This window comes from Methanospirillum hungatei (genome assembly GCF_020216685.1).
Lineage (GTDB): Archaea > Halobacteriota > Methanomicrobia > Methanomicrobiales > Methanospirillaceae > Methanospirillum > Methanospirillum hungatei_B.
Map to the genome: position 1 here is coordinate 1 of NZ_JAIWNS010000100.1, position 10,620 is coordinate 10,620.

The window sequence follows — 10,620 nt, forward strand, 5'->3', positions numbered from 1 at the left end:
TGCAACGGGTGGCCATCGGAAGGGCATTGATCAATGATCCAAAGATCATTCTCGCTGATGAGCCTACCGGCAATCTTGACAGTCACACCGCTGAGCAGATGTACGGGATATTTGAGGAACTGGTAAAGCGAGAATATACCGTAATTATTGTCACTCACAATACTGAACTTGCCCATCGGGCACACCGGGTAATCCGTCTACGGGATGGACATTTAGAGCCGGATGAAACTTGTATTTGTCAGGATAATACCTGACCAGATTCTTTTCTTTATAACCGAATCTGCCCTGCAAAAATCTTGCTGGAAATGAAAGAAAGAAGGTGAATTAAAAGTCAGCAAAGGGAGTCAGATCACATCCAGTGCAGGGAAGGCACATCGTTTTTGCATGAAGGGGGGATATACCATACCTGCTCATTTCAGCTTTTGCATGATAACCAAGACGGAGCAGGCGGTCTGCTGATGGTCTTTCTGTGCCAGGCATTGGACGAGACGGGTGAATCACAACCGGGCGAAGAACCGGGATGACGCCTAAAGACGCAAGTTCTGAAACACTGGAGATGACCGTTTGATCATCTTCCCCAAGACCGATGATCATATTGGAACTCACATGATTTTTTCCAAATATACGAGCCGCATCTTTCAGCGCATTCAGAATATAATCCAGGTTTTGATCAGGACATATGGCAGGGAAGAGAGCTCTGTCCATGGTTTCAACATTATATTTTACCTCATCAGCCCCTGCTGCATACATCCGTTGAGAACTGTCATGTGTCGGATACACAGAAACCCCGATGGGAACATCAAACTCTTTTCGAAGTATTTTAACAATCCCTTCCATCCTGGTGACTTCATGTTCAGGCGAGATCTCAATACCGGTGGTGAGAGAAATCGCCTGAAGGAACCCTCGTGAATTGACTTCATGGATAAGGCTGAAAACCTCTTCTGGTGACTTCACCGGTCCCTGGATTTGATGGACCGGACAGAATGCACACCGGAATATGCACCGCTCTGAAACGTTGATATATGCCTGATTGGGACAATGAGCACCGACAGGCTCTAGAAAGCCCCGTGCGATACAAGATCCTTCATGCTCGATAAGGACACCATCCCCATCCGATCTCATTAAAATAGGGCTGTTATCCCGAATTGATAGTCGTACCCGGCGCGAGTCAGCAGAAAAGAAGACAGATCTTCCTCCGGCACCCGGACCTGCAGTGGATCTCCCTACATACTCAGGACGTTCCAGGGCGGGATCCAGCCTGACTGAGCCGATACTGATTAATTTTGCTTTTATTTCTGCAGTAAATAAATCATCCATACCTTTCACCTGAAACTCAAGGTCCCTCTCATATCACTTTCGAGATGAGAGATTGGTATGTTGCCATATAAGGTAAGAATCAGGAATGCGGCAATTCATGCCGGAACCTGGTTTCAATCCATATCGTCGTGGGAAAAAAAAGAATTTCAGCCGGGGTTTTTTAGGGAGCCATATATTCTTGTGGAGAATCACCAGGCTCAATATCATTATTTTTTATCTTTTGAACCAGTATGTCAAAGTTCTGTATGATATTATCCTGACCGGTAAGATAGCGATCCCCCATCAGGACAAATGGTACATGAACATGACCAAGAGATTTTTGCAATTGAGCAAATTTTTGTGCACTGGAGTTGTCTGAACCAATATTATAATAGGCTACAGAGATATCTGATGAATTGGATTCATACTGCTCAATAAATGGAATAAACGAATTGAGGAGCTAAAACCTTTCATGGATCCTGAAATCACCGACATGGTTCTTCTATTTCAGACCGTCATACAATGGATTGCAATAATGCTTTCTGCATCCACAGGTGTGTATGATGCACGAAGAAACGGGATGGACTATTTTGGTGCCCTTGTCATCGCAGTAATAGTCGCTGTCGGGGGTGGAACGATCCGGGATCTGTTACTCGACAGGTACCCTCTCTTCTGGCTGGCTGATCCAATTTATCTTATCAGCATCTTCATCGTGGGAATAATTGGCATTATTCTCATTCCAATATCAAGGACAGATGTCCCTTGGGATCAGAAACATTCTTCTGGGTTTTTACAATCGATTGTCAGACTGATCTTTGGAACTTCAGGGACCTTTGCCTTTATTGATTCGTTCGCTCTTGGTATGTGGGCATACCTTGGCACCATGTATGCACTTACCAGTGGAATACCCCCCATCATTGCCCCCATCATGGGAGTAATCACCGCTTCTTTCGGAGGAGTCCTCCGGGATATATTGTTTGCAAAAATTCCTGAACTCTTTAAACCAAGCCAGTTCTATGCCATAGCATCTTTTGCTGGTGCAACAGCATATGTGCTGATGTCCATAGCAGGATTTTCAGGTACTGATGGATTTATCATATGCATGATCGTCACCGTTTTTGTGCGTATGACATCAATACGGTACAATATTACCAGTTTTTAATGTGAAAGGCCTATACAGCGGTGAAAAAAATACGTGTGGATGATCACTTTTCATCCAGATCAAATGTCGAAAGAGGTGTTCATCGTCAACCCCAGGTTAGTTCTCAACTCTATTGGGATGCTCATGAGAAGGAAAGGAGTTCCTTGGTGGAACAGATGAGGTTTACATTTTTGAAAAAAACTGTACCAAAGGCATGAAAATTCATTATCAGACATATGCATGATTTGTTGAATTCCTTGGAAAAGAAGGCGACATTGAAATTACACCAGGAACAACAATACATGGATTTCTCAAACTCATTACAGGGGAGGATGAAAAGAAACAATTACTGCTCTTTGATGAGAACGGAGTAGTACGAAGGTATGTTAGTATCCTTAAAAATACAGACACAAAGATCAAATCCTGAACAAAGAAACAGCTTCCTTCAGGATACGAATGAACATATATTGTACCCGCCTGTTTCCGGAGGCTGAATGATTCACATAAAAAAAGAACCGACAGATACCTTACACCTGTTGATCTTAACGATGATTGCTGTCGCTGCAGGCCACCGGAATGAAGCATTTTTAGCGGCACGATACATCATCGATGAATGAAAAACCCGGGTGCCAATCTGGAAAGCAGACGTTTTCAACGACAAGGTCACATGGATCCATGGAGAAAAAGAATAATCCTGATACTATTCAGAACTCAATTATTTATGCGAATAATGCTGCAACGACATGGCCAAAACCGCCATCAGTCTTAGCCGCGGTATATAAGGCAGCAGCCGGACCCTATCTTGAACAGGGGAGAACCACTGTACAGGATGTACCCGACTACCTGTTCGAGACACGAAGAAGACTTGCCAACTTTTTCAATACCAGAGATCCTGATGCATATGTTTTTACGGCACATGCCACGGATTCACTCAATCTCCTGATACACGGATTTGCTCGCCAGGAGAAAGGACCCTTTCATGTCATCACCACGTTATTTGAGCATAATTCGGTAATCCGCCCCCTTTATGAGTTGCAAAAAACGGGTCGGATATCGCTGACCGTCATTCCTCCAAATGCAGAGGGGATAATCGATCCTGACGATGTGAGCGGGGCTCTACGGGATGATACAAAACTTGGGATATTCTCACATGCAGGGAATGTAATCGGAACGGTCCAGGATATCTCCGAGATCACCCGGATTATGGATGAAGCTGACATTTTCTCCATCATTGACGGAGCACAGAGTGCCGGGCAGATCCCTATCGATCTCTCACGGATACTGTGTGATGCATTTGTCTTTACCGGTCACAAGTATCTCTTTGGAGTTCCAGGAACAGGGGGGTTCTTTCTCAGAAGTCCTGACCAGATCTACCCGGTACGACAGGGAGGGACCGGGATTGATTCGTCCTCACCTGTTCAGCCTGAATCAATGCCTGAACGATTTGAGGCAGGCACACCAAACTTCCCCGGCATAGCAGGACTTGGAGCAGGGATTGCATATGTTCAGGATATCGGGATAGAGGCCATACAAACGAAGACGATGGGGATGATCTCTGACCTGATTCAGAAGTTGCAGGAGATCAACGGGGTATCCATACTCCATGAACACCCGCAGACCCCCCTTGTGTCATTTCAGATTCCCGGGCTCGATCCTGATGACATCGGGTACATCCTTGCCAAAGCGTACCGGATCATCACACGGAGTGGTCTCCACTGCGCTCCGTGGGTTCACTCCCGCCTTACAGAGGGAAAAGGTGCTGTGCGTATCAGTTTGTCATACATGAACACCTTTGAGGAGTGTGCTCAGATCGCTGATGCAATCAACGCACTATGCCAGTCAGAATAACATACCGGTAAAGGTGCAACAATCACTCATAAAATAAGGAATACATCCCTCCATGCTGATATTGTTTTATCCTGCACCGGACTGCGTTTAGTGTACTCTTAAAAGATCTTCCAATCCCAAGGATCATGAATAACAGGAAGCCATAATTATCATCCTACCGTTCCATCAGATGTACTCCTATTGTTCTTTGGTATATTTAGTCATCAAGTAACCGGCAATTTTCAGGTTTTCTGATAAAAAACATCCGGGATTTTATCCCATGAAAAAACCCTGATTTTTCACAATAAACTTTATGATGATATACATAAGATCATGCAATCCCTGATCGATTTTTTGCCGGCATCATCAAACCTATCATCAAATAACGCTATAACTCATCCACGAATGAGACTTATGCTCCCGGATCAATCAGTGATTGAGGTATCGGTCGAAGGAAGAACAATCGAAACGATACTAAACAGCCAGGGAATTGATCCGCTGACGACCTTGATCTCACGGGAGGATGAGATCATCCCGGAAGATACCATCCCTGATGAGGAGGATGTTATCAGAGTCATTCGGATCTCCCATGGCGGATAAGAAGATACACTGTGAACAGTGTAACAAGCCCGCAGTCTACCTTGACCGGGAACAAGGAGTTCATCTCTGCAGAGACCACCTGAAAGAATCTGTAGAGAATGAAGTGCGAAGGTACCTGAAAACGAAAAGCCTCCCTGAGACACTCGGCGTTGCTTTTTCAGGAGGGAAAGACAGTACTGCCTTACTTAAGGTGCTGAGTGAGATCAGGAGTGAACTCCCCTGTAGTATAATCGCACTCACCGTTGATGAAGGAATAGAAGGATATCGTCAGGATACAATCCGGGCAGCGACAGAAACATGTCTGACGCTTGAAATACCTCACAAGATCATCAGGTTTCAGGACCTGTATGGATACTCCCTGGATCATCTGGTATCAGGATCAGAGCGAAATGCCTGCACCATCTGTGGAATCCTTCGCCGTCGGGCACTCGAAGTTCTGGCACAAAAGCATTCGATCTCCATGATTGCGACCGGGCATAACCAGGATGACCATGCCCAGACCACTTTGATGAATGCCATTTCAGGAGATGTGAGAAAGGTCTTTTCCGGGTACGGACCGTCATCATGGTATGCACACCGAATCAAACCATTTGCCAGGGTAAGCGAGAAAGAAGTAACCCTTTACGCTCTCCTAAGCGGATTATTTAAAGATCTGCCGGAGTGCCCATACGCAGTATCTTCACTTCGGGGAGAGGTCAGAACCCTCCTGTACCAGTATGAACAAAAACATCCCGGAGCAATGAGAAATGCTGCCCGGTGTGAAGAAGAGATCAGGGAAAGATTAGGAGGAACGTATCATCCGGAAGAATATAAGGCCTGTTCAGTCTGTGGGTGGCCGGGTTCGGGAACCATCTGTCAGGTGTGTATGGTTCTCGGCAAGGATATCCCCCATCACAACACTGTGACAAAAGAATAATGAGCATACCATTGCAGACACACCTCATCTACTAGTACCACAAACATATACGCACGATACCATGGCCAGTCAAAAGAGCATTTACATGGATCACAGTGCCACCACTGCCACCGATCCAGCAGTTGTAGAGGCCATGCTCCCCTGGTTCTCGATCAATTATGGAAATCCCTCATCCCTCTATCGTCTTGCACGAGATTCCAAAGCCGCGATCGAGGATGCACGAAAACGGGTTGCAAACGCCATCGGAGCAAAACCTGAAGAGATATACTTTACTTCCGGAGGAACCGAGTCAGATAACTGGGCACTGAAAGGTGCTGCATTCGCCCTTCAAAAGAGAGGCAATCACATTATTACATCCGCGATTGAACACCACGCGATCCTGCATACCTGCCAGTATCTCGAGAAACACGGCTTTCAGGTCACCTATCTTCCGGTTGATGAGTTCGGACAGGTCCGTATCGAGGATCTCAGGGCTGCGGTCACTGATAAGACCATCCTGGTCTCGGTGATGTTTGCCAATAATGAGATCGGGACCATTCAGCCCATTCCGGAGATAGGAGCGTTCTGCAGAGAACGGGGGATTCTTTTCCACACTGATGCGGTTCAGGTTATTGGCAACCTCCCCGTTGATGTTGCAGCGATGAACATTGATCTGTTATCACTCTCTGCTCACAAGTTTTACGGCCCAAAAGGAATAGGAGCGCTCTATATAAGGAAAGGAGTCCGTATTGATAACTACCTTCATGGAGGCGGACAGGAGCACAGGAAACGGGCGGGCACAGAGAATGTACCCGGAATTGTAGGTCTTGGCGTTGCAATCGAGAAGGCCGTTGTTGATCTTGAGGTGAAAACATCACGAATACGGGCCCTTCGCGATGTATTACTCGATCGGATCCTCCATGAGATACCAAATACCCGCCTGAACGGGCACCGGACCATGCGACTCCCAGGGAATTTGAATGTCAGCTTTGAGTTCATCGAGGGTGAATCACTATTGCTCCTCCTTGACCATGCCGGAATCGCTGCATCGACCGGGAGTGCCTGTTCATCAGGATCGCTTGAGCCCTCCCATGTATTACTCGCAATAGGTCTGCCGGCAGAAGTAGCCCATGGTTCTCTGCGGCTCACCCTTGGAGTGGAAAATACACAAGAGGATGTGAACTACGCATGTGATGAAATTAAAAAAGCAGTCGAACGATTACGAGCGATGTCACCACTCTATGTTGATTACCTGAAAAAGAGGTCATGCAATGTATAGCGAAAAAGTAATGGATCATTTCATGAACCCCCGCAACCAGGGGGAAATACCAGACGCAGACGGTGTCGGAGAGGTAGGAAACCCCACCTGCGGGGATATTATGCGAATTTTTCTCACGGTGAAGGATAATATCATCACCGATGTAAAATTCCAGACTTTTGGATGTGGAGCAGCGATTGCATCCAGCAGTATGGCAACCGAACTTATCAAAGGGAAAACCCTCGAAGAAGCCTGGGAAGTATCAAATAAAGCGGTTGCCGAGGCACTTGAGGGGCTCCCTCCGATAAAGATGCATTGTTCAGTTCTTGCAGAAGAAGGGATTCACAAAGCAATCAACGATTACCGGATAAAGAACGGATTAGAACCCTGGGAAGAAAAAGGCGGGCACACCCACAGTCATGATGACCTGACCGATGAAGAGTAACCCGGATAATCATTTTTTGAGCATTTCTGCATATTCGTACGCAGGCATTACCTGGATGATCTTATCATCAACCGTTAACCTTTCTGAATCATTCATAGTGAGAATGTATCCGGGAACTCCGGGGTGCGAATCCATGGCCTCGATTAATCCACGAATTTCACGATTTCGTACATCAGAATTTTCCAAAGATGTACATACCTGAATGGCGCTAACAATCCGATGATTCTCCTGGATTAAAAAATCACATTCATATCGTACCCGGTGATAAAAAACAGAAGACTCTTTCTTGCGGATAAGTGTAGTAAATACGTAGTTTTCCAGAATTTTTCCGGCATTCTCTGAAAATTTAAATGATACTGCATTTATCAGACCCGTATCAATGCAATAGAGTTTTTTCATATTATAAAGTTGCTTCTTTACTGAAGGATCATATTTCAGAACCGGATAGAGGAGATATGCATCATAGGCACATTCAATATACTCACGTACCGTATCCGTTGAGATTCCAATCTGTTCACCAAGCCGTGTATATGAAAGCAGATTTCCAGTGTTGGAGATGAGAAAATAGAGAAGATCCACAAGATATGCAGGACTCCTGATGTTATGTGCCATCATAATGTCTTTAAGATAGATAGTTTCGTAATACGATGTGAGCAGATCATGTCGAAGAGAGATATCTGATTCCACGGTAATACGGGGAAATCCCCCATACTTCAGATAATTTTCAAAAAGTTGGTTCTTCCTTGTAATACTTACCCTTGTTTCTCCCAGAAATGAAAGGTACTCTTCAAAAGAAAGTGGATATACAGTAATTGAAAGATACCGGCCAGATATCTTCGTTGCCAGATTTCGTTTCAAAAGAGAGGAGGTGGAACCGGTGAGAATCCATTTGATGTGAGGTTTTGTATCATATGAAACCTTTATTGCCCCTACCCATTCTTCATAATTCTGTATTTCATCAATAAAGATAAAATAATGGGGTTTATTTATTTTTTCAAGGTATTCTTCAATGAGTTCATTGAGAAAACCTGGATCATGCATCCATCCGGTGAAGAGTGGTTCATCAAGATTGATATAAAGTATTGAATCAGGATCAGTTCCCTGATGTATGAGATACTCCACCATCTGAAACATCAGGGTGGATTTTCCGCTTCTCCTGACTCCCTGAATAAACAAAATTTCCCTTGCGTCAAGATACCGGATTAATTCAGGATATGAACCGAGCCGGTTCTGCCCCGTGTTATAGGTACGTCCAAACCACCAGGGATTCTGCCTGTCAAGGACTGCCTGGATTCTTCGATCCATTTGTTAAATATAATTGATGATTCATGATAAAATCATCGACTACATCTGATGATCCTATATAAAATCAGCAATCGTAATCGAGATTTTCAGATGAGACCAACATAAAAATAATTAAGACCGGACATTTCCCCTGACCATCGAGAAGAATATCCCGATAAAACACATCACAGAAAAGATAACAAACCCAATATTCATCGCACTCATGAGCTCATCTGACACATCAGGGGTTATGTCTACTTTTCCGACCACAATAGCGATAATCATCATCGCGATTCCCATCGAGAGCATCTGACCCAATAGCCGCATCGTCCCCAAGGTTCCGGATGCGATGCCATAATATCGCTTCTCCACCGAGCTCATGATTGCATTGGTATTTGGTGATGAGAAGAGAGCAAAGCCAAATCCGAGGACTGCCAGGATAACCATCAGCTCGATCATGGACGTATCCGGAGAGAGAAAGCTTAAGGAAACAAGCCCCAGAGCAATGATCCCCATACCAAGCGAGGATATTTTCGCAGGTTCAATCCGATCTGAAAGACCCCCGGCATATGATGAGAAGATTGCCTGCACTACCGGCTGGGTGACAAGAATAAACCCGGCCTCCTGCGGGTCAAAACCTCTGATGTATTGTAAATATAAGCTGAGAAAGAACGTTATCGCGAAAGTTGAGCCGTAATTTATCAGAGCAGCAACATTTGAACAGGCAAACACCCGGTTTGTTCTGAACATGGACACCCGAATCAGCGGATACCGTTCCCGGTGCTCAAGCCAGATAAAGAGTGCGAGCAGGGTGACTCCCAAACCAAGAGCAAAAAATCCGGCGAGATGGGGGATCTCGGAAAAACCGATCATCACCGCAGTAAGGCTGCTTCCATAGATGAGGGCTCCTTTCAGATCAAACCGCTCACCAGCTGCATCAGCCCATTCTCCTTTTAAATAGAAGAGGATAAGGGCAATGATGAGGATGCCAATCGGGACATTAATCAGGAAGATACTTCTCCACCCAAAGTCATCAGTCAGAAAGCCTCCGATAAAGGGGCCTGCTGAAAGACCGAGGTACACTGATGTGGTGTAGATGCCAAGTGCCTGGCCCCGTCGTGTGGGTTCGGTCACGGATGTCAGAATTGCCACGGCGGTTCCAAAGATCATCGAAGCCCCGATACCCTGAATCAGGCGGAAACCGATGAGCATAAGAGACGAGGCTGAGAAGATCATCCCCACAGAAGCCAGGGTAAAGAGGGCTACTCCACCGGTCAGGATCTTCTTTCTCCCGAAGATATCACCAATTCTCCCAAACGGAACAAGGAAGGCTGCTGATGCCAGAAGATACGCACTGCTGACCCAGCTTAATTCAATGGCATCAAGAGAAAATTCACTGGCAATCGTCGGAAGCGCAATATTTACTGCAGAGAGATCAAACGGAGTTAAAAACCCGCAGCATACAGCGATAATTAGGGTACTAAGGGAGATGCCAGGGACCTTCATTGAGGAATGAAGATATTCCTCCATTCCCCATGAAGGTTATGTAATTGATCGCTCTGTCTATACTGGCCGAATCCGGGCATACCGGTCAAGATCATCAGGGGTGACCGATGCCATACTGTCAAAGAGGCGATATTTAAACGATCCCGGACCTGCAGCATCCACAGCAGCCCGCTCTCCTGCAATCCCAAACGAAGCAACCCCTGTGGCGGATGCAGAAAGATAGTCCTGTGTGACTGCTGCACATGAACCGATAACCGATGCCGCCATACAACCGGTCCCTGATATCCTTCCCATGTACGGGGATCCGTTCTCACAAAGAAAAGTCCGGGAACCATCGCTGATGATGTCGGTGGGACCACTCATAACGA

At 45.7% G+C, this 10,620-nt stretch carries 12 protein-coding genes and 1 pseudogene; 8 read left to right on the plus strand and 5 right to left on the minus strand.

Annotated features, from left to right (window positions below):
- Positions 1 to 254, plus strand: a pseudogene (locus tag LDL35_RS05975) (ABC transporter ATP-binding protein); the annotation flags it as partial.
- A gap of 70 nt (positions 255 to 324) precedes the next feature.
- Here the strand turns inward: LDL35_RS05975 and LDL35_RS05980 are convergent.
- On the minus strand, positions 325 to 1,317 hold the full coding sequence (locus LDL35_RS05980; RefSeq protein WP_304020420.1) for a radical SAM protein: 993 nt from the start codon (positions 1,315 to 1,317) through the stop codon (positions 325 to 327).
- A gap of 160 nt (positions 1,318 to 1,477) precedes the next feature.
- Positions 1,478 to 1,600 (minus strand): hypothetical protein, encoded by a 123-nt coding sequence (locus tag LDL35_RS05985; protein ID WP_304020423.1) that lies wholly within the window; start codon positions 1,598 to 1,600, stop codon positions 1,478 to 1,480.
- Between the two features lie 168 nt (positions 1,601 to 1,768).
- On the opposite strand from LDL35_RS05985, the gene LDL35_RS05990 reads away from it, so the two are divergent.
- From LDL35_RS05990 to nifU, 7 genes are all read left to right on the plus strand, one after another.
- A complete protein-coding gene (locus LDL35_RS05990) occupies positions 1,769 to 2,458 on the plus strand; it encodes a trimeric intracellular cation channel family protein (RefSeq protein WP_304020425.1) in 690 nt (229 codons plus the stop codon).
- 473 nt (positions 2,459 to 2,931) lie between these two features.
- The gene (locus tag LDL35_RS05995) at positions 2,932 to 3,054 is read left to right on the plus strand and encodes a hypothetical protein (RefSeq protein ID WP_304020427.1); all 123 of its coding nucleotides are present in this window, start codon (positions 2,932 to 2,934) and stop codon (positions 3,052 to 3,054) included.
- A 58-nt stretch (positions 3,055 to 3,112) separates the two neighbouring features.
- Positions 3,113 to 4,285 (plus strand): aminotransferase class V-fold PLP-dependent enzyme, encoded by a 1,173-nt coding sequence (locus tag LDL35_RS06000; protein WP_304020430.1) that lies wholly within the window; start codon positions 3,113 to 3,115, stop codon positions 4,283 to 4,285.
- Between the two features lie 312 nt (positions 4,286 to 4,597).
- Positions 4,598 to 4,864, plus strand: a complete 267-nt coding sequence (locus LDL35_RS06005; RefSeq protein ID WP_304020432.1) for a hypothetical protein — start codon at positions 4,598 to 4,600, stop codon at positions 4,862 to 4,864.
- Positions 4,854 to 5,780 (plus strand): TIGR00269 family protein, encoded by a 927-nt coding sequence (locus LDL35_RS06010; protein ID WP_304020433.1) that lies wholly within the window; start codon positions 4,854 to 4,856, stop codon positions 5,778 to 5,780. The genes LDL35_RS06005 and LDL35_RS06010 overlap by 11 nt, the downstream gene beginning before the upstream one ends.
- Before the next feature lie 61 nt (positions 5,781 to 5,841).
- A complete protein-coding gene (nifS, locus tag LDL35_RS06015; RefSeq protein WP_304020434.1) occupies positions 5,842 to 7,038 on the plus strand; it encodes a cysteine desulfurase NifS in 1,197 nt (398 codons plus the stop codon).
- Positions 7,031 to 7,462 carry a Fe-S cluster assembly scaffold protein NifU gene (gene nifU, locus LDL35_RS06020; RefSeq protein ID WP_304020436.1) on the plus strand — a complete coding sequence of 144 codons (432 nt, stop codon included), beginning with the start codon at positions 7,031 to 7,033 and terminating at the stop codon, positions 7,460 to 7,462. The genes nifS and nifU overlap by 8 nt, the downstream gene beginning before the upstream one ends.
- 9 nt (positions 7,463 to 7,471) lie before the next feature.
- Here nifU and LDL35_RS06025 read toward each other — a convergent pair whose 3' ends face one another.
- The 3 genes from LDL35_RS06025 to LDL35_RS06035 all read right to left on the minus strand — a co-directional run.
- Complete coding sequence (locus LDL35_RS06025; protein WP_304020437.1) at positions 7,472 to 8,767, minus strand: ATP-binding protein; 1,296 nt, start codon at positions 8,765 to 8,767, stop codon at positions 7,472 to 7,474.
- A 111-nt stretch (positions 8,768 to 8,878) separates the two neighbouring features.
- On the minus strand, positions 8,879 to 10,276 hold the full coding sequence (locus LDL35_RS06030; RefSeq protein WP_304020439.1) for an MFS transporter: 1,398 nt from the start codon (positions 10,274 to 10,276) through the stop codon (positions 8,879 to 8,881).
- 33 nt (positions 10,277 to 10,309) lie between these two features.
- The coding region (locus LDL35_RS06035) for a hydroxyethylthiazole kinase (RefSeq protein WP_304020440.1) at positions 10,310 to 10,620 on the minus strand (311 nt) is incomplete at its 5' end.

What these genes read in the sequence shown, in the direction of transcription:
- LDL35_RS05980 (WP_304020420.1), bottom strand. Translation starts at nt 1,317, where the DNA reads ATGGATGATTTATTTACTGCAGAAATAAAAGCAAAATTAATCAGTATC.
- LDL35_RS05985 (WP_304020423.1), bottom strand. Translation starts at nt 1,600, where the DNA reads ATGGGGGATCGCTATCTTACCGGTCAGGATAATATCATACAGAACTTT.
- LDL35_RS05990 (WP_304020425.1), top strand. Translation starts at nt 1,769, where the DNA reads ATGGATCCTGAAATCACCGACATGGTTCTTCTATTTCAGACCGTCATA.
- LDL35_RS05995 (WP_304020427.1), top strand. Translation starts at nt 2,932, where the DNA reads ATGATTCACATAAAAAAAGAACCGACAGATACCTTACACCTGTTGATC.
- LDL35_RS06000 (WP_304020430.1), top strand. Translation starts at nt 3,113, where the DNA reads ATGGAGAAAAAGAATAATCCTGATACTATTCAGAACTCAATTATTTAT.
- LDL35_RS06005 (WP_304020432.1), top strand. Translation starts at nt 4,598, where the DNA reads ATGCAATCCCTGATCGATTTTTTGCCGGCATCATCAAACCTATCATCA.
- LDL35_RS06010 (WP_304020433.1), top strand. Translation starts at nt 4,854, where the DNA reads ATGGCGGATAAGAAGATACACTGTGAACAGTGTAACAAGCCCGCAGTC.
- nifS (WP_304020434.1), top strand. Translation starts at nt 5,842, where the DNA reads ATGGCCAGTCAAAAGAGCATTTACATGGATCACAGTGCCACCACTGCC.
- nifU (WP_304020436.1), top strand. Translation starts at nt 7,031, where the DNA reads ATGTATAGCGAAAAAGTAATGGATCATTTCATGAACCCCCGCAACCAG.
- LDL35_RS06025 (WP_304020437.1), bottom strand. Translation starts at nt 8,767, where the DNA reads ATGGATCGAAGAATCCAGGCAGTCCTTGACAGGCAGAATCCCTGGTGG.
- LDL35_RS06030 (WP_304020439.1), bottom strand. Translation starts at nt 10,276, where the DNA reads ATGGAGGAATATCTTCATTCCTCAATGAAGGTCCCTGGCATCTCCCTT.